26 protein-coding genes are annotated in these 26,106 nt (G+C 43.8%); 7 read left to right on the top strand and 19 right to left on the bottom strand.

Annotated elements, in window-relative coordinates; translation table 11 throughout:
- The first annotated feature begins 57 nt into the window (after nucleotides 1-57).
- Nucleotides 58-2,820: a DNA polymerase I gene (polA, locus tag NI468_RS12615; RefSeq protein ID WP_253102166.1), complete on the top strand. Its 2,763-nt coding sequence runs from the start codon at nucleotides 58-60 to the stop codon at nucleotides 2,818-2,820.
- A gap of 361 nt (nucleotides 2,821-3,181) precedes the next feature.
- Here the strand turns inward: polA and NI468_RS12620 are convergent, their stop codons facing one another.
- Genes NI468_RS12620 through ppx form a run of 5 tightly spaced genes read right to left on the bottom strand, consistent with a single transcriptional unit; the run spans nucleotide 3,182 to nucleotide 8,301 of the window.
- Complete coding sequence (locus NI468_RS12620) at nucleotides 3,182-3,751, bottom strand: YggT family protein (RefSeq protein ID WP_213687642.1); 570 nt, start codon at nucleotides 3,749-3,751, stop codon at nucleotides 3,182-3,184.
- 19 nt (nucleotides 3,752-3,770) lie between these two features.
- Nucleotides 3,771-4,610, bottom strand: coding sequence for a pyrroline-5-carboxylate reductase (gene proC, locus NI468_RS12625; RefSeq protein ID WP_004647533.1), 840 nt, complete (start codon nucleotides 4,608-4,610; stop codon nucleotides 3,771-3,773).
- 2 nt (nucleotides 4,611-4,612) lie between these two features.
- Nucleotides 4,613-5,989, bottom strand: a complete 1,377-nt coding sequence (gene tilS / locus NI468_RS12630; RefSeq protein ID WP_253102168.1) for a tRNA lysidine(34) synthetase TilS — start codon at nucleotides 5,987-5,989, stop codon at nucleotides 4,613-4,615.
- Complete coding sequence (locus NI468_RS12635; RefSeq protein ID WP_004278263.1) at nucleotides 5,926-6,750, bottom strand: acetyl-CoA carboxylase carboxyltransferase subunit alpha; 825 nt, start codon at nucleotides 6,748-6,750, stop codon at nucleotides 5,926-5,928. Before NI468_RS12635 ends, tilS begins: the two co-directional genes overlap by 64 nt.
- Nucleotides 6,751-6,780: 30 nt before the next feature.
- Complete coding sequence (gene ppx / locus NI468_RS12640) at nucleotides 6,781-8,301, bottom strand: exopolyphosphatase (RefSeq protein WP_253102169.1); 1,521 nt, start codon at nucleotides 8,299-8,301, stop codon at nucleotides 6,781-6,783.
- Nucleotides 8,302-8,560: 259 nt separating this feature from the next.
- On the opposite strand from ppx, the gene trxA reads away from it, so the two are divergent.
- The 3 genes from trxA to NI468_RS12655 all read left to right on the top strand — a co-directional run bounded on the left by trxA (nucleotide 8,561) and on the right by NI468_RS12655 (nucleotide 11,167).
- Complete coding sequence (gene trxA / locus NI468_RS12645) at nucleotides 8,561-8,887, top strand: thioredoxin (protein WP_004278266.1); 327 nt, start codon at nucleotides 8,561-8,563, stop codon at nucleotides 8,885-8,887.
- Nucleotides 8,888-9,209: 322 nt separating this feature from the next.
- Entirely contained in the window at nucleotides 9,210-10,478 is a 1,269-nt protein-coding gene (rho, locus tag NI468_RS12650) for a transcription termination factor Rho (protein ID WP_004278267.1), read from the top strand.
- 401 nt (nucleotides 10,479-10,879) lie between these two features.
- Nucleotides 10,880-11,167 carry a hypothetical protein gene (locus tag NI468_RS12655; protein ID WP_004647530.1) on the top strand — a complete coding sequence of 96 codons (288 nt, stop codon included), beginning with the start codon at nucleotides 10,880-10,882 and terminating at the stop codon, nucleotides 11,165-11,167.
- 104 nt (nucleotides 11,168-11,271) lie between these two features.
- Here the strand turns inward: NI468_RS12655 and NI468_RS12660 are convergent, their stop codons facing one another.
- The 3 genes from NI468_RS12660 to pheS form a co-directional block, all read right to left on the bottom strand.
- Nucleotides 11,272-11,568, bottom strand: coding sequence for an integration host factor subunit alpha (locus NI468_RS12660; RefSeq protein ID WP_004278269.1), 297 nt, complete (start codon nucleotides 11,566-11,568; stop codon nucleotides 11,272-11,274).
- Complete coding sequence (pheT, locus tag NI468_RS12665; RefSeq protein ID WP_253102171.1) at nucleotides 11,565-13,946, bottom strand: phenylalanine--tRNA ligase subunit beta; 2,382 nt, start codon at nucleotides 13,944-13,946, stop codon at nucleotides 11,565-11,567. Before pheT ends, NI468_RS12660 begins: the two co-directional genes overlap by 4 nt.
- Before the next feature lie 135 nt (nucleotides 13,947-14,081).
- Complete coding sequence (gene pheS, locus NI468_RS12670; RefSeq protein WP_004278272.1) at nucleotides 14,082-15,062, bottom strand: phenylalanine--tRNA ligase subunit alpha; 981 nt, start codon at nucleotides 15,060-15,062, stop codon at nucleotides 14,082-14,084.
- A gap of 159 nt (nucleotides 15,063-15,221) precedes the next feature.
- Here pheS and NI468_RS12675 point away from each other — a divergent pair, with 159 nt between their 5' ends.
- The gene (locus NI468_RS12675; RefSeq protein ID WP_071852244.1) at nucleotides 15,222-16,247 is read left to right on the top strand and encodes a hypothetical protein; all 1,026 of its coding nucleotides are present in this window, start codon (nucleotides 15,222-15,224) and stop codon (nucleotides 16,245-16,247) included.
- Between the two features lie 184 nt (nucleotides 16,248-16,431).
- On the opposite strand, the gene NI468_RS12680 is transcribed toward NI468_RS12675, so the two are convergent.
- The 7 genes from NI468_RS12680 to NI468_RS12710 form a co-directional block, all read right to left on the bottom strand.
- On the bottom strand, nucleotides 16,432-16,569 hold the full coding sequence (locus NI468_RS12680; protein WP_253102173.1) for a hypothetical protein: 138 nt from the start codon (nucleotides 16,567-16,569) through the stop codon (nucleotides 16,432-16,434).
- A gap of 88 nt (nucleotides 16,570-16,657) precedes the next feature.
- The gene (locus NI468_RS12685; RefSeq protein WP_138743244.1) at nucleotides 16,658-17,140 is read right to left on the bottom strand and encodes a GNAT family N-acetyltransferase; all 483 of its coding nucleotides are present in this window, start codon (nucleotides 17,138-17,140) and stop codon (nucleotides 16,658-16,660) included.
- Nucleotides 17,141-17,296: 156 nt separating this feature from the next.
- Nucleotides 17,297-17,656, bottom strand: a complete 360-nt coding sequence (rplT, locus tag NI468_RS12690) for a 50S ribosomal protein L20 (protein WP_004647525.1) — start codon at nucleotides 17,654-17,656, stop codon at nucleotides 17,297-17,299.
- 11 nt (nucleotides 17,657-17,667) lie between these two features.
- Nucleotides 17,668-17,862 (bottom strand): 50S ribosomal protein L35, encoded by a 195-nt coding sequence (rpmI, locus tag NI468_RS12695; protein ID WP_004278281.1) that lies wholly within the window; start codon nucleotides 17,860-17,862, stop codon nucleotides 17,668-17,670.
- Between the two features lie 194 nt (nucleotides 17,863-18,056).
- Nucleotides 18,057-18,479, bottom strand: a complete 423-nt coding sequence (locus tag NI468_RS12700; RefSeq protein WP_004732949.1) for a YqaA family protein — start codon at nucleotides 18,477-18,479, stop codon at nucleotides 18,057-18,059.
- 7 nt (nucleotides 18,480-18,486) lie between these two features.
- A complete protein-coding gene (locus tag NI468_RS12705; RefSeq protein ID WP_004732951.1) occupies nucleotides 18,487-18,777 on the bottom strand; it encodes a hypothetical protein in 291 nt (96 codons plus the stop codon).
- 74 nt (nucleotides 18,778-18,851) lie between these two features.
- Nucleotides 18,852-19,472, bottom strand: coding sequence for a glutathione S-transferase family protein (locus NI468_RS12710; RefSeq protein WP_004647522.1), 621 nt, complete (start codon nucleotides 19,470-19,472; stop codon nucleotides 18,852-18,854).
- 282 nt (nucleotides 19,473-19,754) lie between these two features.
- Between NI468_RS12710 and NI468_RS12715 the strand changes: the two genes are divergently transcribed.
- Nucleotides 19,755-20,210: an Hsp20 family protein gene (locus NI468_RS12715; RefSeq protein WP_004647520.1), complete on the top strand. Its 456-nt coding sequence runs from the start codon at nucleotides 19,755-19,757 to the stop codon at nucleotides 20,208-20,210.
- 104 nt (nucleotides 20,211-20,314) lie between these two features.
- Nucleotides 20,315-20,866, top strand: a complete 552-nt coding sequence (locus NI468_RS12720) for a hypothetical protein (protein ID WP_153566419.1) — start codon at nucleotides 20,315-20,317, stop codon at nucleotides 20,864-20,866.
- A 43-nt stretch (nucleotides 20,867-20,909) separates the two neighbouring features.
- Here NI468_RS12720 and infC read toward each other — a convergent pair whose 3' ends face one another.
- From infC to NI468_RS12740, 4 genes are all read right to left on the bottom strand, one after another.
- Nucleotides 20,910-21,461 (bottom strand): translation initiation factor IF-3, encoded by a 552-nt coding sequence (infC, locus tag NI468_RS12725; protein WP_071850398.1) that lies wholly within the window; start codon nucleotides 21,459-21,461, stop codon nucleotides 20,910-20,912.
- Between the two features lie 5 nt (nucleotides 21,462-21,466).
- Entirely contained in the window at nucleotides 21,467-23,389 is a 1,923-nt protein-coding gene (gene thrS, locus NI468_RS12730; protein ID WP_005107823.1) for a threonine--tRNA ligase, read from the bottom strand.
- A gap of 224 nt (nucleotides 23,390-23,613) precedes the next feature.
- The gene (locus tag NI468_RS12735; protein WP_253102175.1) at nucleotides 23,614-24,783 is read right to left on the bottom strand and encodes an alanine racemase; all 1,170 of its coding nucleotides are present in this window, start codon (nucleotides 24,781-24,783) and stop codon (nucleotides 23,614-23,616) included.
- A 12-nt stretch (nucleotides 24,784-24,795) separates the two neighbouring features.
- Nucleotides 24,796-26,013 (bottom strand): D-arabinono-1,4-lactone oxidase, encoded by a 1,218-nt coding sequence (locus NI468_RS12740; protein WP_420909034.1) that lies wholly within the window; start codon nucleotides 26,011-26,013, stop codon nucleotides 24,796-24,798.
- Nucleotides 26,014-26,106 lie beyond the last annotated feature (93 nt).

A 26,106-nucleotide genomic window follows, 5' to 3' on the forward strand; every position in this document is an offset into this window, starting at 1 on the left:
CGAGCGCGGTAAAAATCACGTACAATAGCGCTGTATTTTGAATAAGGAATTGATTACATGCCACCATTTGTCTTGGTCGATGGCTCTTACTTTTTATTTCGTGCCTTTCACGCACTGCCACCATTAACCACGTCAACCGGTTTACATACCAATGCAATTCGTGGTGCGATTTCTGCTATTCAAAAACTGATGCGCCGGACCCAACCGACCCATATGGCGGTAATTTTCGATACCCCAGAACCGACCTTTCGGCATGAGCTGTCACCGATTTATAAAGGTGACCGTCCCAGCATGCCAACGGAATTATCCGAACAGATTCCTTATCTACATGCCTTGATCCGCGCTTTGGGCATTCCCCTGCATACCTTGCCAGGTGCCGAAGCCGATGACATTATCGGGACACTGGCCAAACGTGCCGAGGCAATGGGACATCAGGTGCTGATCTCTACGGGCGATAAAGATATGGCGCAACTGGTGACCGAAAAAGTTACCCTGGAAGACAGCTTTAAAGAAAAACCGCTGGATGTCGACGGCGTGTTTGAAAAGTTTGGCGTCTGGCCGAATCAGATTATTGACTATCTGACCCTGATGGGCGATGCATCAGATGGCATCATGGGCGTGCCAGGTGTAGGTGCCAAAACTGCAGCAAAACTGCTCACTGAATATGGCTCGATTGGCGGCATTTTAGAAAATGTCGACAAGATCAAAGGCAAAGTCGGTCAAAATATTAAAGAACATGTCGATGGCATTGCACTGGACCATCAACTGGCCAGTATTGTCATCGATCTGGATCTTAACTTTGGTTATGACGATTTAAAACTGGGTGAGCCGAATGTCGAGACCTTACGTCATTTGTACACCGAGCTGGAATTCCGTAACCAGCTGCAGTCCTTAGATCACCCGAACAACCCGAATAATTCAAATTACCAGCAGGCGGCAAAATCTATTAACGCCAAAGCGGTTACAGCACCAGAACCTCTGGAAGACCATGCGTCTGTAACCAGCAGTGATGACCAGCTAGGTCAAGCGACCTACCACACAGTATTAAGCCAGCAGGACTGGGACACACTGTTTGAGCGCCTAAGTACCGAAAAACGTTTTGCCTTTGATACCGAAACCACCAGTTTGGATTATCGTATTGCACAGATTGTCGGTTTCTCGGTCGCCTTCGATGCGCAGAATGCTTATTATGTTCCCTTGGCACATGATTATGAAGGCGCACCGGAGCAGCTGAATCGTGAAGTAATTCTGGCGCAGATCAAACCAATTCTGGAAGATGAGTCTGTAAAGAAAATTGGGCATCATCTGAAATATGATGCACATGTACTGGAAAATCATGGCATTCATCTGGCAGGCTGGTATTTCGATACCATGCTGGCTTCCTATGTCCTGAATTCTGTCGCGACCCGTCATGGCATGGATGATGTGGCCCGTCTGTATTTGAGTCATCTGACCACGACTTATGAACAAGTGGCCGGTAAAGGTGCTAAACAAAAGACCTTCAACCAGATTCCACTTGAAACTGCAGCACATTATGCCGCAGAAGATGCACATGTCACCTATCGCCTTTATGAAGTCTTGAGCAGCAAATTGCAGGCACACCCTGAACTGGTGAATATTCTGCATAATATTGAAGTTCCGGTCGCACGTGTACTGACGCAAATGGAAGAAAACGGCATCGAACTGGATCTTGCTTTTCTGGATCAGCTTGGGGGCGAATTTTCCAACACCATGCACAATCTGGAAAACCAGATCATGGAAATTGCCGGTGAAAGCTTTAATGTCAGCTCACCTAAACAGGTCGGTGAAGTTCTGTTTGAAAAGCTGGGGCTAAAAGGCGGTAAAAAAACCACCACCGGACAATACAGTACCAGTGAAAGTGTACTGGAAAAAATTGAACATCCGATTGCCCAGCTAATTCTGGAATATCGTGGTTTGTCCAAGCTGAAAAGTACCTATACCGATGGCTTATGCAAACAGGCCAATCCTGATACCCATCGTGTGCATACCAGTTATCATCAGGCACTGACTGCAACTGGCCGTTTATCATCGACTGATCCAAACCTGCAGAACATTCCGATTCGTGCCGAAATTGGCCGTCAAATCCGTAAGGCGTTTGTGGCACCTGAAGGCCGTGTCTTGCTGGCAGCCGATTACTCACAAATTGAATTGCGTCTCATGGCACATTTATCTCAGGATGAAGCCCTGCTGGATGCCTTTATTCATGGTCAGGATGTACACCGCCGTACTGCTGCGGAAGTTTTGGGCATTCCGTTGGAAGAAGTGACCAATGACCAGCGCCGTCAGGCCAAGGCCGTCAACTTCGGCCTACTTTACGGTATGTCCGAGTTTGGTCTGATCCGTCAGTTGGGCTTTACCCGTCAGGAATCACAGGATTATATCAAGCAGTATTTCCATCGTTATCCGGGCATTTATGACTATATGCAACGTACCCGTCAGGTCGCATTAGAACAGGGTTTTGTTGAAACCCTGCTCGGTCGCCGTTTATATACCCCAGATATTGATGCCCGTAATATGATGGTGCGTAAAGCGGCAGAGCGTGCTGCGATTAATGCTCCGCTACAAGGTTCGGCTGCGGATATCATTAAAATGGCGATGATTGAAGTCGACAAGATGTTGCCGAAAGATCAGGCCAAAATGCTGTTGCAAGTACATGATGAACTGGTATTTGAAGTGGATGAAGACATTGCCGATGAACTCGCACCTAAACTGGCAGAAGTGATGCAATCGGTATTGCAGATTTCTGTACCATTGGTGGTAGAAGTGGGTAAAGGTAAAAACTGGGATGAGGCGCATTAATGTGCCTTTAACCCCATCTTCCTTATAGGAGGTGAGGAATATATTCCGCAAGGGGATGGAGGGGATTTTAATTTATAATCCTCATCTACAGGCAGCGATATTAAAATCTTTTCTACTATCAAGTTTTGAACGCATATTTTTCTATTTTTAGGAAATCAGCAGCACTACTGGTTCAGAGTATCCAAGTTCCCTCTCCTTCCAGGAGAGGGTTAGGGAGAGGTTAATATCCCATCTTCTTCTTGTACTTCGATTAAAACTTGTTCACGGTTTGGGAAGTTTAACAAATCCCTCCCAACTTCCCTTTTCTAAAGGGAGGAGCAAATAAAAAGGACGCCTCAGCGTCCTTTTTATTTGGATCCAATTAAAGACCAGTAAGCAGTACAATCGCCACCTGGTTCATAATCATTTCGATAATAATTAAAGTCAAAATGGCGAAGATTGGAGAAAGGTCAATCATGCCCATATTTGGCATAATCCGGCGGAAAGGTGCCAGTAAAGGCTCAGCCAGCTCTTGCACGACTTCAATATAAGGCGAACGAGACTGGGTAAACATCACCACCCAGCTTAAAATAATGGTAGCGAAAATCAAATAACGACAGAAACGGATCAAATCCTGCATCATGGTGACAAAAGTCAAAATAATCAGATGGACAGGCCCATTCGGCGTCCCCCCTGACAGATACATCATGCCAAAAATTTTAAGCAGATAGAGCACGACCAATAATGCCAAAGCAGCAGTACTGACTCGGCCTTTGGCCAAGGTTGGGAAAATTCGACCAAATACATCTACAATTTTAGTGGCTTTCACGGTAGAAAGAACCACAGGATTGTAAGGACTGACCGCTGCCAGTTGCATTAAAAATCGGAAGAATACGAGCAAAATCGCGACGTTAATGATAATGCCAAAAATTAGCGCAGAATTTGCACCCATACTTGAACGTTCCTAAAAATTAAACTGAAGATTTGCTGCTTTCACTGAGCTCTTGTGCCAGTTCTTGACTGCGTTTTTGTGCAGCGGCAAGTGCCGCTTGAATATTTTGAGAAATCTGGGCGCGATCAAAGACTTCAAGTGCGGCCTGTGTAGTCCCATTTGGAGAAGTCACATTTTTACGTAACTCAGCTGGCGTATTCGAGCTAGTAATTGCCATTTGCGCCGCGCCTAAAGCGGTCTGCAAGGTGAGTGCAGTTGCAACTTTTTCATCCAGACCTAAATTTTTACCCGCACGAATCATACTTTCCATCATATAGAAAAAGTAAGCCGGACCCGAACCCGAGACTGCAGTGACTGCATCAATTTGTGCTTCTGAGTCGACCCAAATGGTCAGTCCGGTCGATGCCAGAACCTGACTGGCCAGCTCACGGTCACTCGTTTCCACAAATGCATTGGCATATAAACCATGTGCCCCAGTCTGTACCAGTGCTGGCGTGTTCGGCATAACTCGTACAATGCGCTCAGTCCCCAATAATGCTGACAATGTGGCAATTTCTGCACCAGCAACAATGGAAATAATCAGCTTATTATTGACCAGACCTTTTAAGGGTTGCAGCACTTGAGCCAAAACCTGAGGTTTTACCGCCAGTACGACAATATCTGCATCCTGAATTGCAGCGCTATTATCCCCGGTCACATTAATTTCTTTTTCCGCCAATAAAGCACGGACTTTTTCGACCGGATCAGAAACTGTAATACGTGTTGCTGGCAAACCACGTGAAATCAGACCGCCAATTAAGGCTTGGGCCATATTACCGCCACCAATAAAACAGATATTACAATTTAAAGCTGCACTCATGTTCAATGCTCGTCGTTGAGTTCTAAAGTTGAAGAAACCGAAATCGGCAGCCATCCGCCTGCTTCACAATATGCAGATTGGGCCAACCAAAATCCTTTAGGGGTAAACACGCCTAGCATAACATTATCTGTGCTTAATATTTGAATAGTATGCCGAGCCCAGGGAAATATTTGCGCTTCCTGAATAGCTTTTTTCAGCGGCCAGGTACCGACACGGCCATATAAATGAATTTTTTCGCCACCCTGCCGCTGCTGTAAATGCAAAGCTTGCTGCAATAATGCAGGAGATAAACCGAACTGTGCAGGCGCGATGATAAATTTCCCTGACAAAACCTGCACACAGTCTTTTAAAGCGAATTTTATACTTTCCGGACTAGTTTGAACCTGTTGCTGCTCGGCTAAATAGATCTCTGCGGTCAAACGATATAATTGCTGCTGATAGCGTACATAATAAAAGCCTTGCCAATGCAATGCTGCCTGAGCATTTTGCTTGGCATAAATCACTTCGCATTGCAAACGCTTTACCATATCTAAGGATGGACGATACTGTTGTTTACCTTTCATCCAGGCAGAGAGTAATTGACGTTGTCGTGATTTTGAAAGCTGTAGAAATTTACCAAGATCGAGCTGCATTTCAGTCCCACAAGATGCTAAATCCTGTTGCAGCACTTCTTTTAAAATGTTTTGAGCATCCTGCATTAACTCACTGGTTCGCACCAAGGCAGTTTGCATTTTAGGATAACGTTCGCTTAATACCGGCCACAGGGTCTGGCGTGCCCAGGCCCGGTCATAATGAGTATCATCATTGGTTGGATCTTCAATATTCTGAACATTCAGCTCTGATGCCCATTGGCAAATCTGCTCACGGGAAATATCCAGCAATGGTCGCCAAATCGTGAGATTTTCACGTACATCGATTTGTTTCATGGCTGCTAAACCATCTATACCAGCACCCGATAATAGACGCAGCATCAAGGTTTCCGCCTGATCCTGCTGATGATGTGCCAGCACCAATATTTCATCCGCTTGCAAATGTTGCAGATAAGCCTGATAACGTGAATTGCGCGCTTGCTGTTCCAGATTGCCACTAGCGACATGAACTGGCTGGATGATGCAGGGAATATTCAGTTGCTGACATTGATGTGCAACGAACTTGCCCCAATCTGCGCTGAGTGCTTGTAACTGATGATCGATATAAATCGCCCGAACTTTTTCCGGGCATAAAAAAAACATCAGATGCAGCAACAGCATAGAATCTACGCCGCCACTGCATCCGATGAGAAATTTTGTCTCTGCAGGAAAGTCCTGCAGCTGTTTTAAGAAACCAGACCTAAATTGTCGCTGCCAAACTTCATTAAACGTTGGTAACGTGCTTCGCATCGTGCTTGCGCTTCCATTGGTTGCAGTTCATTCAAAGCTTCTTTCAGCACTGCTTTCAAGCTGTTCATGACCTGATCCGGATTTAAATGAGCACCCTCACCTTCATCCACCACATATTCTACAATACCCATTTTCTGCAATTTTTCTGCAGTCAGAGCCAAGGCTTCACTGGCCTGTTCAGCTTTTTCAGCGGTTTTCCAGAGAATTGAGGCACAGCCTTCCGGTGAAATCACCGAATAAATACTGTGAGAGAGCATCACCACACGGTCTGCCACCCCAATACCCAGCGCACCCCCTGAACCGCCTTCACCCAGTACAGTTGCAATCACAGGTACTTTCAAGTTAGAAAGCTGAGCCAGACTGGTGGCAATCGCTTCAGCCTGACCACGTTCTTCTGCACCGACACCCGGATAAGCACCCATAGTATCAATAAAGGTGAATACTGGAAGATTGAAACGCTCTGCCATGTCTAGCAGACGCTGTGCCTTACGATAACCTTCCGGGTTACTCATGCCGAAATTATGCTGTAATTTTTCACGGGTACTACGACCACGATGCTGACCGACGATCATCACCGGTTGACCATCAAAACGAGCCAGACCACCGATCATCGCGCCATCATCACCATATAGGCGGTCACCATGTAAAGCATCAAATTCAGTGAATATTTCACCCACATAGTCCAGGAATTGTGGACGTTCTGGATGACGTGCAATCTGCACTGTCGCCCATGCTTTTGATGGAGTTGCTTTATTTTTCATAGGTTAACCGTTTTCATCCCTATAAAGGTATTAATTAACAAACTGTTCGGATTGAATCGAGAGTTCAATCTCCCAATTTTTAAATTGCTGCTGTTCATCGTGCAGTTCAGCGACCAGCAATGGCCATTGCTTGGCATCACCAGACACGCTGAGTTGCCATTGTTGCGCATTTTCAACCTTGAGTTCAATGGCAGGAAGCATCTCATCGCTACGACTGTGATTGACCAAAACCGACAGACGAAGCAGCAAACATAACCATAAAAGTTTAGATCCACCGACTTTCATCACATCAATCTTGGCATCAGCGCGCAATTTACGCCGATGGTGCGCGACCAAATGTGACAAATGATTTTGATCAACCTGCGAGAAACCGGCAATATCCGAATGTTGTAATAAATACGCGCCATGACGATGATAGCCACTGTGACTGATGGCCAAACCAATCTCATGCAGATAGGCGGCACGACGTAACAGGTCACTATCTTCAACACTCAACCCGAGTTCACTGGCCACGTCATTAAACAGTTTTTGTGCAGTCTGGACCACACGCTCGGCCTGTTTGGCATCGGCATTATAACGACCAATCAGGGCATGTACGGAACGATCACGGATATCTTCATGCTTGAAACGGCCCAGCAAGTCATACATCACGCCTTCACGCAGCGCACCATCCGAATAAACCAGATGATTAATTCCGAGCACATCAAATACAGCATAGAGAATGGCAATACCAGCAGGTAAGACGGCACGACGATCATCTTTCAGACCTTCGAACTCCATGTCCGAGACATATTTATATTTAAGCAGTTTATCTTTGAGCTTTTCCAGGCCTTCACGCGTCAACTGTTCGCGATCATTGCTCCAGCCCATATTGACGCAAATCTGGCGGCAGGCTTTAATGGTGCCACTCGAGCCAACGACAGCATCCCAACCGGCTTCTTTATAAGTATTGGCAATTCCCGAAATTTCTTTACGTGCCGCAGTAACTGCTTTATCAAAGGCTTTGGCACTGATTTCGCCATCCTGAAAATAGGCCTTGGTAAACGCTACACAGCCCATTTGTACCGATTCGGTATGAATCGGCTCGAATTCTTCACCGATAATCAGCTCAGTTGAACCGCCACCGATATCAACTACCAGACGACGACCGCTGTTGGCCATGGTATGCGATACACCCAGATAAATCAGACGGGCTTCTTCACGACCGGCGATAATTTCGATCGGTTTCGGTAAAATTTCTGCAGCTTTCTGGATAAATTCATGGCCGTTTTTGGCTTGACGCAAAGCATTTGTCGCCACGATCCGCAAGCGGTTTGGCTGAACTGCGCCTAAACGTCCGACAAAACGGGCCAGACAGGCCAAACCGCGTTGCTGGGCGGCTTCGGTTAAATTCTTATTTTCATCTAGTCCTGCGGCAAGCTGAACTTTTTCTGACATTGATGCCACTTTCTTCACTTCGCCATGATCTACACGGGCGATGGCCAAATGAAAGCTGTTTGATCCCATATCGATGGCGGCAAGTAATTCTTCATCAATCAAAAAGTCAGACATTCCAGAAATAAACCTTTAACGAATTGTGCTTAGAGTAATTCACATGCATGCAATTTAAAAGCCATTTGTGGCGACAATTTAATGCCTTATTCTTTTTGTATCGGGAATAATAGTGAGACACGATCATCACTATCGTGATCATCCATTAGACAAAATAACATTAAGCATTGAAAATTTACAGATTCCCCTACATTGTTAAAGATGGCTATGTAATACTAATAATTAGTTATCTTTAAAATATTAATCTGGAGCACATTCCATGTCTGGCAACATCGTAAACACTACTGACGCAAACTTCGAAGCAGACGTTCTTCAATCAGACGTTCCTGTACTGGTGGACTTTTGGGCAGGCTGGTGTGCACCATGTAAAGCAATTGCACCTGTACTTGAAGTGCTTGCTGATGAATACCAAGGCAAAGTTAAAATCGTGAAAGTTGACGTAACTTCTTGCGAACAAACTGCTGTGAATTTCAACATCCGTAACATCCCGGCTTTGTTGATGTTCAAAAATGGTGAAGTTGTTGCGACTCAAGTCGGTGCTGCACCAAAATCTAAACTGACTGCATTTATTGATGACAATATCTAAGCACAGCATTTTTAGTAAAAAATACGCGACTCATGCTCGCGTATTTTTTTCGGCTATAAATTGACAAACCTGGCATTTTCTCTTATATTCGCTACTCAAGAGATAAAGGATCCTAAATCCTGTCAATTTCTTACAAGACACATTACATAAGATGCCGCTCGGCAATAGAAATTGTTTTCCACATTTTTCTTTGAAACACTCAAACAGATCTCTGAATTGTTCTTTTGCAAATTCAATTGCTTTCGTTTGAATGCTGGTATGCGGCCGAATGTTACTCCCTTTCTAACCTGTACCTCAGAACTTTGATTCTATCTGACCACCTATGAATTTAACCGAACTCAAGAAAAAACCGATTGGCGAACTCATCAAGATTGCCGAGTTTATGGGCCTCGAAGGTATGGCTCGTAACCGTAAGCAAGACATTATTTTTGCCATCTTAAAACGTCATGCAATGAATGGCGAAGAGATTTTTGGTGATGGCGTTCTAGAAATTTTGTCAGATGGTTTTGGCTTTTTACGCTCAGCCGCAGGTTCTTATTTAGCAGGTCCTGACGATATTTATGTCAGCCCTTCTCAAATTCGTCGTTTTAACCTCCGTACTGGCGACACCATTACTGGCACCATTCGCCCGCCGAAAGAAGGCGAACGTTATTTTGCTTTACTTAAAGTCAATCAAATTAACTACGACACACCTGAAAATTCACGTAACAAGATTCTGTTTGAAAACTTGACGCCATTATTCCCGACTGAACAGTTGGTGATGGAGTTGGGCAATGGCACCACTGAAGATTTAACCACCCGTGTGATCGACTTAGTTGCACCGATTGGTAAAGGCCAGCGTTCAATTATTGTGGCTCCGCCGAAAGCGGGTAAAACCATGCTGCTGCAAAGCATTGCACAGTCCATCGTTCGCAATAATCCTGAAGTTATTCTGATCGTTCTCCTAATTGATGAGCGTCCAGAAGAAGTGACTGAGATGGAGCGTACGGTTCGTGGTGAAGTCGTGGCTTCTACCTTTGATGAATCTCCTGCACGTCACGTTCAAGTCGCTGAAATGGTGATTGAAAAAGCAAAACGTCTGGTTGAACATAAGAAAGATGTGGTGATTTTGCTTGACTCGATTACCCGTCTGGCACGTGCTTATAACACTGTGATTCCTTCATCAGGCAAAGTACTGACTGGTGGTGTGGATGCACATGCCTTAGAACGCCCTAAACGTTTCTTCGGTGCTGCACGTAATATCGAAGAAGGCGGTTCACTGACCATCATTTCTACTGCCCTGATTGAAACCGGTAGTAAAATGGATGAAGTGATTTACGAAGAATTCAAAGGTACAGGTAACCAGGAAATTACCCTTGATCGTCGTATTGCTGAAAAACGCGTGTTCCCTGCAATGAACATCAAGAAATCTGGTACTCGTCGTGAAGAACGCCTGATGTCAGAAGACAATCTGCGTAAAGTCTGGATTCTGCGTAAGCTGCTGCATACTCAAGACGAATTGGCGGCAATGGAATTCTTACTGGATCGTATGAAAGAAACCAAGACCAATGATGATTTCTTTGATCAGATGAAACGCAAAGCTTCAAATTAAAATTTTAAATGAAAGGTCATCTAAACGGTGGCCTTTTTTAGGTTGACATAAATTACAGAATGAAACAATGAAGCCTGATTTATGTAAACTTATTTTTAAGTTTTTGATTAATAAAATATTCAGATTAAAAATTGTATAACTTTTAAGTATTTAATAAGCCTTTCTCCAATCTAAATCTTTCATTCCATTGTTATTTTCTGTTAAAAACTTCTTATTTTTTATCGTTTTTCCGTACTTTTTTGATCATTGCCAGTAGCAATTAAAAATGCGCAGTGATAGCATATTTGCAGACCAGTTAGACTGCTCCTGCGTTGTTAGTCCCTAACACAATTAGGAACAATAAAAGCACTTAACAGACTAACTTTGGTTTTTTTTAATCTCAATTTTTAGAGAGTGATGCCATGTTATTCAAAAAAATCGCTATTGCTGCTGCAGTTGCTACTACTCTAGCTTTCGTTGGTTGTGCTAAAAAAGCTGACGACGCTGCTGCTGACGCTAACCAAGCTGCATCTGAAGCTGTAGAAGCTGCATCTGAAGCTGAAGCTGCTGCTGATGCTGCTGCTGTAGAAGCTACTTCTGAAGTTGCTGCTTCTGAAACTGCTGCTGTTGCTGAAGCTGACGCTGCTGCTGCTGTTGCTGTTGACGCTGCTGCTGACGCTACTGCTGCTTCTGAAGCTGCTGCTCAATAATCTTTTAGATTATTCAGTACAAAAAAAAGAGAGCCTTTGGCTCTCTTTTTTTATTTTAAAAACTGGAACTTAACAATATTGATCCCAGTTTTTAAAAAAGCAGATCAGTTGACCTGCTCATTTCCCACACGTTGACGGAACTTCTGTCCGGCACGGAAGGTGACCACACGGCGTGCAGAAATCGGAATCTCTTCACCCGTTTTCGGGTTACGGCCCGGACGTTGACGCTTATCACGCAACTCGAAATTACCAAAACCCGAAAGTTTTACTTGCTCGCCTGAGATGAGCGCCTGGCTAATCTCATCGAAGAACAACTCAACCATTTGTTTTGCTTCACGACGGTTTAAACTCGTGAGCTCACTTAAATGATCAGCCATTTCTGCTTTAGTTAGTGCTGTCATGAAGCCCTCAATGTCGCTTGGTAAGTGTTTTCTAACACTTGAAGGATATTATCCATACCTGATTTAATTTCAGCATCTTCCAGTGTACGGCTTGGATGCTGCCAGAGAAGTGCAAATGCCAGTGAGCGTTTCCCTTCTTCTACTCCTTGTCCAGTGTACACATCGAACAACCAAGTTGAGTCTAAAAGCTCTCCGCCTGTTTTTTCGATAAGTCCCTGAATTTCGCTAACATTAATCTTATCACTAATTAAAAGCGCAATATCACGTCGAACCGATGGAAAACGTGATAATTCTGTAAAATTAGATACATAAGTTTGCAAAACAGCCGCTTGATCCAATTCTGCTACCCATGTGGTTGCTAGATCAAGTTCGTCTTCAAGTGAGGGATGTAAACGCCCCAAGTAACCAATTGATTGACCATTCACGAGAATTTCTGCGGATTGTCCTGGATGCAACCAGCTACGCTCTGAACGCACATATTCTACTTTGACACGACCAGCAGCCAAAATTTCTTCTACATCACCCTTAAAGTCAAAGAAGTCCATTGCAGCGGGTTTCACATGCCAAGATTCAGCATGACGTGAACCAGTCGCAATCAATGCAAAAGTTGGAATCTGTTTTAAATCATGGATGCTGCTGGCTTCTTGATAGTCAAAACGCAGACCGAGCTCAAAGAAACGTACACGGCTTTGCTGGCGGTTGACATTGTACTGAACACAAGGAATAAGGCTAGATAGCAAGGTTGAACGCATCACTGCCAAATCACTTGAAATTGGATTGGCTAATACTAATGGATTCACACTGGAATTAAGTTGCTTTTCAAGCTTTAGGTCTGCGAAGCTAAAGCTGATCGCTTCTTGGTAACCTAAAGTTACCGCGGTTTGACGGAGTTGGCCCAATTCAAACTGATCTTGGTATTTCGCCAGCTTCACATCAATCACAGGCAGGCTGATTTGAATATTGTCATAACCGTGAATACGCGCCACTTCTTCGATCAAATCTTGGTAAATCACCATATCATAACGATGTGATGGCGGTACCACTGACCACTCGCCTTCTGCTTTTACTGTAACTTCACAACCTAAACGGCTTAAAGCATCAGTAATGAACGCTGAGTCAACACTATAACCCAGCAGTTGATCGACTTGTGCTTGATTCAACTCAATTGCGTCGCGTGTTGGCAATAATGCTGCATTTTCGGCAACTGTAATTGGCCCGAACTCACCGCCGGCAAGTTCCGCAATCAATTGTGATGCGCGGTGCATAGCGATTAATGGCAATTCAAAATCGACACCACGTTCATAACGCTGAGAAGCATCGGTATGCAAGCCAAAGCTACGCGCACGACCGGCAATATGCAGTGGCGCGAAGAATGCAGATTCCAGGAAAATTTCAGTGGTTGTATCGCTGACTGCTGAAGACAAGCCGCCCATAATACCGGCAATGGCCAATGCTTTCTCATCATCTGCAATCACCATCACTTTTTCGTTGAGTTCAACTTCTTGTTCATTGAGCAAAACTAACTTTTCAGCTTCCGTCGCTTGACGTACATGTACCGCACCTTGAACTTTACCGCCATCAAATGCGTGTAGCGGTTGACCAAGCTCGATTAATACATAGTTGGTAATATCGACCAGAATGCTGTGCTGACGAATACCTGAACGTGCCAATGCACGCTCCATCCATACAGGAGTCACAGCCTTGGTATTGACGTTCTTGATGACACGACCCAAATAGCGTGGGCAGCCTTCAGTCGATACAACGACTTTCTTTTCTTCGCTAATAGTCGCAGCTACTTCTTTAATTTCAGGGGCAGTTACTGGCAATTGGTTAATCACACCAATTTCACGTGCGATCCCGCGAATACTGAAGCAGTCCCCACGGTTCGGTGTAATGCTGATGTCAATCACGTTGTCATCAAGGTCTAGATATTCACGAATGTTCATACCTACTGGTGCATCCGCTGGAAGCTCTAACAAACCATCAATTTTATCTTCTAAATCGATTTCTGAAGCGCCGCACAGCATGCCTTGTGACTCGATACCACGTAGCTTGCCTTTCTTGATTTTGAAATCGCCTGGAAGTACTGCACCAATGATCGCAACTGGCGCTTTCATGCCGGCACGTACGTTTGGCGCACCACATACAATTTGTAGAGGCTCACCAGAACCGATATTGACAGTGGTCACACGTAAACGGTCAGCATCCGGATGCTGTTCTACTGTCAGGACTTCCCCCACCACTACACCAGTAAAGGATTTAGCTGCAGGAGATAAGTCATCGACTTCCAGACCCAACATGGTCAATTGATCAGAAAGTTTTTCGCTATCGATGGCTGGGTTGACCCATGTGCGTAGCCAATTTTCGCTAATTTTCATTGATATAAAACCTGTAATTCAAATCTCTAGAATCCCCCTCTGCCCCCCATTTTCCAAAGGGGGAGGACTCCATCTATTTCGCGGAGTCCCTCTCCTTTTTAAAAGGAGAGGTTAGGAGAGGATTATTAAAAAGTTTTAAGCAAACTGGCGTAAGAAACGCACATCGTTTTGGAAGAACATACGTAAGTCATTCACGCCATAACGAAGCATTGCAAAACGTTCAACACCCAGACCAAAAGCAAAGCCTTTGTATTTTTCAGGATCAATGCCAGCAGCTTGCAGCACATTCGGATGCACCATACCGCAGCCCAATACTTCTAACCAGCGACCGCGTTCATCCATAATATCCACTTCCGCACTCGGCTCGGTGAACGGGAAATAAGATGGACGGAAACGTACTTTCAAATCTTTTTCGAAGAATTCGTTCAGCAGGTTAATCAGCAAACCTTTCAGTTCCGCGAAGCTGGTATTTTCAGCCACGTATAAACCTTCGATCTGATGAAACATCGGTGAGTGGGTTTGATCCGAATCACAACGGTAAACACGGCCCGGACACACGATCTGGATTGGTGGCTGCTGAGTTTCCATGGTACGAATCTGCACACCAGACGTATGCGTACGCAGCAAATGGTTCACATCAAAATAGAAAGTATCGTGCATGGCACGCGCCGGGTGATGACCTGGAATGTTCAGTGCTTCAAAGTTGTGATAATCATCTTCAACTTCAGGACCTGTTGCAACCGTAAAACCTGCCTTGGTAAAGAACTGGCAAATACGCTCTTGCACCTGGGTCACTGGATGGATACTGCCCACCTGCTGACCACGACCTGGTAAAGTAATATCAATGGTTTCGCTTGCCAGTTTTTGTTCTAAGGCAGCTTTATGCAGTTCTGCCTGACGTGATGTCAATGCAGCGGTAATGGTTTCACGTACAGCATGGATTTGTGCGCCGAAGACTTTACGCTCTTCAGGATCCATTTTACCAAGCGACTTAGATTGTTCCGCGAGCTGGCTTTTTTTCCCCGTAAATTGCACTCGTACTTGATCAAGTGCAGCAAGGTCTTGAGCTGCTGCAATCGCAGCGAGCGCTTCAGTGGTCAGGGCTTCCAGTGACATAGTAACTCTCAAAGCAACAGGTTAAAAAATATTTTAAAAACCCCACATTCTAACAGTTTTTAGACACTTTGATGAAGATGCGTTTTAAGGAAAATTAGATTGGCACGATTAAATATAAAAAGTATAAGATAAACACAATATCAATCAGATCAAATCACTATGGCACTCGATCAAATTTGGAAACAGCAACTAACCCTTGTCACTTACGGCAATGAGTATTTGACTCAGGACCTGAGTTTCAATCGTTGGATTCAACATTCCATTTTTAATCAGCATCAGTTTGCCTTTCGGGATCTGATGTCACAACACCTGCTGGCCCAGCATTTCCAGATCTGGCTGGAAGGCCTGAAAAAACAAGGCGTGCGTCGCCTCAGCTTGCATCGCTCTGATTTACTGGTTGATGAAAAAAATCCGAATGCCAATATCGAGCTATTACCACTGGCGCATTTTATTGTCAGTCATGGTGCTAAAACCAAAACTGCCTGGATCATCGGCAAGGAACTGCCTGAATGGTACAGCGCAGACAATGATTACGAAGCACCTAAATCACAGCAATCCCCTTTACGCCATGAAACATTCTGGTGTTATGAGCTAAATCCTAAACTGGCCAAGCGCATTGATGTCGATCTGGAAGCCCCAAACTGGGATGATATTCAGGCCTATACCGATCATGAACTGTTTGAAAGTAGCCTTGCCCAAGATTTTACCGAACCTGCATATACCAATTTGCCTTATTACGGCACCATGCCTGCCATTCAAGCCGATAGCGAAAGTCATTTGGCCTTAATTCCCACTGACTATTCAGCGGATTATGCTCACCAGACTTTGTACCGCCTAGACGCCTTAAATGACTTTATTCAAACGAAAATCCAGCATCCCTATCGTGCAGATGGCGAAGTACTCAGCCCGGAGCAGCAACTTAACCTGCGACATTTTTCGCAAAAAATTGATGATTTAAGTGCTAAATTCATCAGCAAAGTCGCCAATCACTATAAAACTGCACAGCTAACACCAAAAGTTGCACCTGACCCATTTGTCGGTATGAGTACCGAAGACCGCTCACCAAAAATTTCTAAAGCAGAAAAACCTCAGGACCCAGGCAAATCCAGTTCATCTGCAAATGTGCTGACCTTAATTGTGATCACTGTGATTATCTGTCTGATTGGCTACTATTTCGGCCTTTAACATTTTGCCAGAAAAGCTTGAACATCACGGGCAGAATTCAATGGATATTTTGATATTCATGAGCAGGCATCAACTTGAAATAATGCTGACGATTTTGTGATGGTTTTCATCATCCATCAGATGATGGAATCACGACTGAGTATCTGTCTTAAAATTTCAGCATTATTTGAATGAGCCGAAGCTGTCATTTGCTGATCGCCCGGAAATGCTCTCTTAATTGACCGGTGGAGATATTGAGATAAAAGGATAAATCTAGCCAGATCACGGTATCAATCTCCGCCCATTTGACCGGAATGCTACGCGTATAATTACCATCGATCACATAACTGGATTTCACCCTGCCCTATATTTTTGTCACTGATGTTAGCTCGAGCACTAAATTATTTTCCATGATCCGGATGGATTAAAAGTTAGAGATTCCATTGATAATATAAGTCTTTAAGATTTTCGCCCAGATCACTGGCATCTCCTTCACTGACAAAATAGGCGCCGGTCTTTTCATAAAAATAACGACTGGAATTCAGGTTCAATACGCTGCATTGCATATGCTGGTAGGATTTTTCTCGACTTAAGCCTAAACCCAATTGAACCAAATCACGTCCAATGCCGCGACCTTGAATATTTTGAAGCAAATAAAGTGCTCTCAATTCACTGGTTGGCGCATCTACCGGAAAATTGAAAGCAGCAAATCCGAGCACCTGAGCATCTTCTTCATAGACAAATACCCGTCGATTTTCCTGTTCAAGCACAGAACGCCACAAAGTGGCTCTTTGTTCTACACTCAACTCATCGAGAATTTCTGGTTTGATGATGTTTTTATAGCTTTCACGCCAGCTTTGTACGTGCACTTGGGCAATCGGCAGGACATCCTGTTGAGTGGCAAGTCGAATCATTATTTTTAAGCCTTATTTTTAATTATTCAATTTCACAATGACTAAAAAATATAAGATTTACAATACTGATTTTTAAATAATATTTAAAATGATTACTTTTATTTAAGCATAAAAAAAAGACCACCAAATGGCGGTCTTTTTTCAAGTCATAAAGACTTATGCAGCCAATGCATCTTTAGCTTTAGAAGCTAAAGCAGCAAACGCAACTGCGTCATGCATAGCGATGTCAGCAAGTACGCGACGGTCGATAATCACTTGAGCTTTTTTCAAGCCAGCGATCATACGGCTGTACGACAAACCATTTTGACGAGCACCAGCATTGATACGTGCAATCCACAAAGCGCGGAATTGACGTTTCTTCTGACGACGGTCACGGTAAGCATATTGACCAGCTTTGATTACCGCCTGGAACGCTACGCGGTAAACGCGTGAACGAGCACCATAGTAACCTTTAGCGCGAGCAAGAATTTTTTTGTGACGGCGATGAGCCTGTACACCACGTTTTACACGAGCCATTTATAATCTCCTTAGATGTACGGGCACATACGACGAACTGAAGCAACGTCACTTACGTGAACCATTACACAGCCGCGCAATTGACGAATACGCTTAGCAGATTTTTTGGTCAAAATGTGGCGTTTGAACGCTTGTTTACGCTTAAAACCGTTAGCAGTCGCTTTAAAGCGTTTAGCTGCACCACGGCGAGTTTTCATCTTAGGCATAACAACCTCTTTTGAACACCTGTTCGGCTCGTTTGCACCATTACAAAACGACCTGCAGGTAAGGGAGCGAGTATTCTAAAGCATCTTTGTTTAAAACAAAAGCATCTTCACCCAATAAGCGAATTTAAAGAATGATTTTAGGATTTCAGTCTGAAAAAATATCCAAGACTGAATCAGGAAAATTATTTTCAAGTTTAGAACATGGCAAAGGCCGCATAGACAAACAGATAACGTCCAATTTTAGCGATGCTGACCATCAGCAGAAAACGGACGAGGTTTTCTTTTAATAGTCCCGCAATCAGGGTAATCGGATCACCAATGATAGGCACCCAGCTCAGCAGTAAAGACCAGTAACCATATTTCTGATAGGTCTTTTGCGCCTTGAGCATCTTATCTGCTGAAACCGGGAACCACTTTTTATTTTTATAATGTTCAATCTTGAGACCCAGATACCAGTTCACACAAGACCCCAGAATATTGCCCAGACTGGCCACGGCAATTAACAGCACTGCATGCTGCTTGTTCTGCACTAAAAGCCCCAGCAAAACCGCTTCAGACTGTAAAGGTAGTAAGGTCGCTGCACCAAAGGCCGACAGAAACAGTAAAAATAGGCTCATTACAGCATTAATGGCTCAAGCCCATTTTTTTCTTGGCTTTACTGTATTCCCAACTGGACCAAACGACTGCCGTCACCATCGCCATGATCCGCGCCCACTTATACTGCTCATTGAGCGGTGCAATTGCAGCACGGAGAATCTGCTGATCTTTGGTATTTAGGGCAGCAATCACCTGATCGATATGCACAATTTCAGCAACATACAGCACTAAACATGCAGCAATGCCGAAAAGAATGCTCCAGTAAATTCGGGTATTACTTTCAACAATCTTGGTAAAGTTCAGAAGAAAATCGTTCATATATCCATCCAATAAAAAACCACCGTAAGGGTGGCTTTATTTGCTTAAGGCTATTTTAGCATAAAGGCTGCAGCTTAACTGACCTGTATCGCCAGCGCTTTCTGAACCGCAGGACGAGCATTCAAGCGATCAATATATTTGGAAACTTCAGGATAATCTTCCAGATTAATCTGCTGCCAGTCATGCCGTAATAACCACGGAAATATCGCCATATCTGCAATCGAATATTCGCCGGCAACATAATTTTGCCCGACCAGTTGTTTATTCAACACGCCATACAAACGTTTGCTTTCATTGACATAACGATCTGTGGCATAAGCAATCCGCTCAGGTGCAAAACGGCTAAAGTGATGATTTTGTCCGAGCATTGGTCCCAGACCGCCCATCTGCCACATCAGCCACTGTTCAACCTGAATACGCTTCACTTCATCATCTGGATAAAACAGACCTGTTTTTCGACCCAGATATTGCAAAATCGCACCTGACTCAAAAATTGAAATGGCGCGGCCATTTGGCCCATCCTGATCAACAATTGCCGGGATTTTATTATTGGGAGAAATAGCCAGAAAATCGGACTGAAACTGGTCATTTTCCAGAATATTGATGGGAATAATTTGATATTCCAGCCTCATTTCTTCTAGAGCAATACTAATTTTATGGCCGTTGGGGGTGCCCCAATAATATAAATCGATCATTTTTTTTAATACTCCCTGCACCTTTGCTGTGCGATGATGTACTCAACATAGAGGATTTAGAAAGAAACAACAAGCCTGCATTTAAAAATTATTTTTCAATAAATATCAAAATCTTATTAAAAATTTATATAATTTTTTATTTTTGATCTTGAAAATTTCAGCCCCAAACACATATTTATTTCTGCATAAGGATTGCGTCAATCTTATGCCCTGTCGATGTCTCACATGACAGATCTTATTTTCTTGTTTTTATAACTTTGCTTAAGTGAGAAGGTTCTAATCATGAGTAACTTAAATCTTCATCCATTATTTCGTCGTAGCATCGGTTTCGATCGTCTGAATGACTTTATTGACTATGCCATGCAAAGCGATGCACCGAATTATCCACCGTATAATATCGAAAAGCATGGTGAGAATAATTACCGCATCGTGGTGGCAACTGCGGGTTTTCGTCAGGAAGAACTCGACATTCGTCTGGAAAATAAGTTGCTGACCATTTTAGGCAAGCCTGAAAATCAAAACAATGACAGTATTGAATTCCTGCACAAAGGCATTGCACGACGTGCATTTAAATTGTCTTTACGTCTGGATGAATATATTGAGGTCCAGCAGGCAGATTATGAAAATGGTTTATTGATCATCGACTTGCAACGCATTATTCCAGAAGAAAAATTGCCGCGTCAAATCCCGATTGGCAATAAACTGCTTATTGCAAACGATGAAAAATCAGTGGAATAAGCTTGATTAAGTACGCAAAGGAAGGCCCGCAAGGGCCTTTCTTTTTGGCTACAGATTACCTAAGCTCATGGAGGCAATACGCTTTCTGATCATAAAAATAAACCATGACTGCGCCAGAAAACATCCTGTTTCATCAAGCTAGCCCGATCATGCGCACTACGGGATATTTGCTGTTTTGTTATCCGATCGGAATATTCAGCATTTTTTATTTCAGCAGTGTGCGTAGCAATTCCAGTTTTTTCCAAGGACTATTATTTTTATGGCAGGAGTCTCCTGACTTTTATATTTATATTGGCGGCTTTCTTGGTCTTTCGCTGTTTATGCTGGGAACCAAACTCAAAATAACCTCACACGCTATTTATTATACTTTGGCCGGTTTCCGCATCAGCCTGTGCTTAAAACGACATTCGGTACAGTATAGCTTTCTGAATCCACGCTATGCTTCTCTCAAAGCACATCTCAAACGCTGGCTCTATAACATGCCAGCGCATGTGATTAGTCAACGCGATGGCACTTTGGATTTTAAATTGCATCAGTCCGGTCTGATGAATCAAATTTGCCTCGGGTTTTTCCGGATCCAACTATCGATGTTTTCCCGCCAGCAAGCCAGGGAAATTATTCAAGCTATGTACAATGCGTGGAATTTTAGAGCATAAAAAAAGCCCTGCATATGCAGGGCTTTTTTCGCTTAATGAGTGCTTACTTTTTCTTTTTAGGACCAAGTAGCATACCCATTTGACGGCCTTCCATTTTCGGCATCTGCTCAACAGTACCGAATTCAGCCACGTCAGCTTCAATTTTTTGCAATTGAGCTAGACCCAACTGTTGGTGCGCCATTTCACGACCACGGAAACGAAGCGTGATTTTCACCTTGTTACCTTCTTCAAGGAACTTGATGATTGCACGTAGTTTTACGTTGTAATCACCAACATCAGTACCCGGGCGTAGCTTGATTTCTTTCACCTGGACTTGATGTTGTTTTTTCTTCGCTTCTTTCTGCTTTTGCTTAAGATCAAACAAATGCTTGTTGAAGTCCATGATCTTACATACTGGTGGTTCAGCGTTTGCTACGATCTCAACAAGATCAAGTTCAACACTTTCTGCTGCGCGTAGGGCGTCAGCTAAGCTTACAATCCCTTTTTGCTCACCATTTTCGTCTACAAGACGGACTTCTTTCGCACGAATTTCATCATTCAAGGCAGGACGGTTTGATTTGTTACCGCCCTGTTGATTACGGTCAGGCTGTTTAATCGCTGTTACTCCACAATGTACCGGCCGCGTTCGGCTACGGCTGCTTTTACTAGGTCAACGAAAGCATCGATTGACATAGTACCCAAATTTGTTCCTGAGCGGGTACGCACGTTTACGGTACCTTCCTCTACTTCACGGTCCCCAAGTACCAGTAAGTAAGGAATACGCTCTAATGTACGTTCACGAATCTTAAAGCCGATTTTCTCATTTCTCAAGTCAGAAATTGCACGGATACCGTTTTCTTTAAGTTTTGCGACGACTGACTCACATGCCTCAGCTTGAGAATCGGTAATGTTCATCACACACGCTTGCATTGGTGCCAACCAAGGTGGCATGAAGCCTGCGTAGTGTTCAATCAGTATACCAATAAAACGCTCGAAGCTGCCAAGAATTGCACGATGTAACATTACTGGCTGATCGCGGTCATTATCTTCAGTGACATAAGACGCATCCAGACGTTCTGGCAAGTTAAAGTCACACTGAATGGTACCACACTGCCAGACACGACCTAAGCAGTCTTTCAGAGAGAATTCAATCTTCGGACCGTAGAATGCGCCTTCGCCTGGTTGAAGTTCCCACTCAAGACCTGCAGCATCTAAAGCATCTGCCAAAGATTTTTCTGCCATATCCCAAAGCTTGTCATCACCCACACGTTTTTCAGGACGCGTCGACAACTTCATTTGTACTTCTTCAAAGCCAAAATCTTTGTATACATCCAGTGTCAATTTGATAAAGTTTGCAACTTCAGGACCAATCTGTTCTTTGGTACAGAAAATATGCGCGTCATCCTGAGTAAAGCCACGCACACGCATAATGCCATGTAAAGAACCTGATGGTTCGTTACGATGACATGAACCAAACTCTGCCAAACGTACAGGAAGATCACGGTATGACTTCAAGCCTTGGTTGAACACTTGCACGTGACAAGGACAGTTCATTGGCTTCACCGCATAGTTGCGATTTTCAGAATGCGTGGTGAACATGTTGTCTGCATAGTTGGCAGCATGTCCTGATTTTTCCCACAGCGTGAAATCGACAACTTGCGGGGTACGGATTTCTTCGTAGCCATTGTCTTGCTGAACTTTACGCATGTATTGTTCAAGCACTTGATAAATGGTCCAGCCATTTGGATGCCAGAACACCATACCCGGTGCTTCTTCTTGCATATGGAACAAATCAAGTGCTTTACCGATTTTACGGTGATCTCGTTTTTCTGCTTCTTCAATCCGTTTTACATAAGCCGCAAGCTGCTTCTTGTCTGCCCACGCTGTACCGTAAATACGTTGTAGCTGTTCGTTTTTCGCATCACCGCGCCAGTAAGCACCTGAAATTTTAGTCAGCTTGAACGATTTTAAGAATTTGGTGTTTGGAACGTGCGGACCACGGCACATATCCAAGTAATCCTGATGGTAGTACAAGCCCATTTGGGTTTCTTCAGGCATGTCTGCGATCAGGCGCAATTTGTATTCTTCGCCACGCGCAGTGAATTCAGCAATCACTTCATCACGCGGCGTCATTTTTTTCACAACATCATAGTCCTGATCGATGAGCTTTTTCATACGCTCTTCAATCGCTGCCATGTCGTCTAAGGTAAACGGACGTGGCATCCAGATGTCATAGTAGAAACCTTCCTCAATGACCGGACCAATGACCATCTTTGCTTCTGGGAACAGTTGCTTAACCGCATGACCGACCAAATGCGCGCAAGAATGGCGAATGATCTCGACACCGGCTTCGTCTTTAGGCGTGATAATTTGTAGTGTTGCATCTTCAGTGATGAGATCAGACGCATCAACCAAACGATCGTTGACACGACCAGCAACTGTATTTTTTGCAAGACCAGGACCAATGCTAAGTGCAACGTCCATCACAGATACGGCGTGATCAAACTGTTTTTGATCGCCATTTGGCAAAGTGATAATTGGCATAAGAAATCCTTAAGGAGTGATGCCCCGTACCATGGAGCATATCACCGCGAGATTATGATCGAGGCACAGCCTCAAAAGATAAAAACGGTGGATAAATAAAATCGATTCGAATTTTACACGGCTTGGCCGCATGATTAAACCTTTTCCCAATAAAAATAAGATTTACCGTCAAATCTATGCCTGATCGTTAAAGGCTTAGGCTCATTTTTCAGTTCAGAATGTGGTTATTCCCGAAAAGTATCCCACTCAATAAATTTTCTCTCGCTGTAGACATGAAGCTGAGCGAATTGCGGGATGATAGCTTCACTTTGTGTCGGTCTTAAAAACACATAATCATCGACATGAATATCGCAGTGCATGGGCACCTGAAGCATTTCCTGATTACTGCTGCGACCATACAACACATGCGGCCGGCTTTTTTCAGGGTAAATATAATCTGCTCGCCAATAGCCCCCGTAAATAAATACGGCTTTATATTGATGTGGAAGATGACTTAGTAGTTCCAAACCGGGAATCTGGCTACAAGGCAACACTTTTAAAATGGGCGCAGCAATCCATAAAGCACAGCTTAAAGCGGATAAATTTTCCAGATCAAAATCACTGGGCTTAAGCAGCATCGAGCCAAAGGCTAGATCATTACAGACACTTTGCTGGCAATGCTGCATAAAGGTCGGACTGCCCCCGCCGTTAAAACACAGACCTTCATGCCATAAATTGGGGAATTGCTGCTGAAGAATAGTTTTGTATTGTTGATACATCTGCTGTGATTGCTGATAACTTTTATCGGGACTTTTCAAAATTTTTGGCAGTTTGGCGACATGTGCATCATAGCCCATTAGACCCGAAAGTTTGAGATAAGCCGCGTTGTGCTGAATCAGCTCCATTAACGCTATAAATTGCTGCTGCGTTTGTACGCCACCACGATGCAGCCCCACATCAATTTCAATATTTACGTTCAGGCAGATATTCAAGCTTTGCGCGAGTTGCAGATATTGTTTTAATCGCTCCACATCATCAATCAGCCATTGGATACTTGCTTGATCACTGGCTTTATTTGGATCAGATAAAGTTTGATAAAAAGATTTTACCGCCTGAATCGGCATCGGTTTACCCAGCAAAATATCGGCCTGCTTAAATGTCTGAATAATCTCTGCAATATGCGGAAGATGAAACACCATAAAACGCTGGCTATTCATTTTTTCACTGGCCAGTTGTAGCATCGGCAGACTTGCTAGAGACTTCACCACCAAACGCGGTTTTAACTTCGCAGGCAATTTTGACTGTACATAGTCCAAATTACGTTGATAGGTTTTTAAATCTAAAATCAGTTGCGGTGTGCCAGTCCCCTGCTGCTGTAAGTCTTGAGTCAGTTGCTGAAAATAATTCGAATACATTACTCGCTCCTGCTATTCAGCCAAAAACAATTGTTTTAAATACAGATTCAGCCATTTTTGCTGCGGATCCAGTTGCTGACGCACTCTCATAAAATCCTCCCATTTCGGATAAAGATCACGTAGCGAGTTAGCGCTCATGCTATGCAACTTGCCCCAATGTGGCCGTCCCTGATATTTCTGTAAAATCGGCTCGACCAGATCAAAGATCGCGTGATAATCCTGTTTATAAAACTGATGGATGGAAATGGAAACTGAATCTCGCTGATAAAAAGGACTCAGCCAGATCTCATCGCCTTTGACATAACGGAACTCGATCGGGAAAAACATCGGCACCTGATGTTTACGTAAAACATGCAAAACCTCATCCAGACACTGCAAGCCTTGCTCAACTGGAATCTGATACTCCATTTCATTAAATTTGGTATTGCGTGGAGTCGGGAAAATTTGATTTGACCAATCCACATAGCAAGTCGGTTTTACAAATACGCTCAGCAGTTTTTGCAGATAGGGATTCGTAGCAGGCAATCTTCGCGTTAATTCTGAACATAAGGTCAGCAAAGCATCTTCCGAAGGCCAGCTCTCTTGCCTAGGCTGAATGTTGTCTTCCGTTTCATTCAAGGTTTTCAACATCACCTGATCGGCATGCAGAAAAGCCCAAAATTCGATATGCCGGTGCCGATGCTTCCATTGATCAATATGGGTAAATATGTCTTTTAATGAACACAGCCGAATCTGTTCTTTTAATTTATATCGTGGTCGATTTTGCAGGGTGATTTGGGTCAATATACCCAAGCTGCCCAATGCCACCCGTCCAGCCTGAAATATTTCGGTATTCTGCTGACGATGACATTGCAACAGCTCTCCATCTGCGGTCAGTAATTCAAAGCCTTCCACAAAAGCAGAGATGCAAGGTAAATCGATGCCCGTGCCATGCGTTCCAGTCGAAATCGCTCCGGCCAGACTTTGCTGGTCTATATCGCCCTGATTAATTAAAGCCTGATTGATCGGTGTCAGATCTTTCCCCAAATCATATAAACGCGTACCGGCCTGTACGGTGCATTGGGTTTTCTCTTGATCAAAGGCCACGATACCTTTGAACTGATCGAGATTAAGCAACACCTCATCTGTTTTGGCCAATGGGCTAAAGGAATGTCCTGCACCCACTGCACGAATGTGTGCATGGGTCTTCACTAAACTTTGTAACTCACTGATCTGGCTAAGCCGAACAATCCGAGATACCGTCTTGGTAGTCAATCAGGTTTTGAGATTATTCGACCAATAAATAATCTCTTTGATAGGCAGTCTGATGTTTTAAAACGCCAT

It is taken from the genome of Acinetobacter lwoffii (genome assembly GCF_024129355.1).
Classification (GTDB): domain Bacteria; phylum Pseudomonadota; class Gammaproteobacteria; order Pseudomonadales; family Moraxellaceae; genus Acinetobacter; species Acinetobacter lwoffii_I.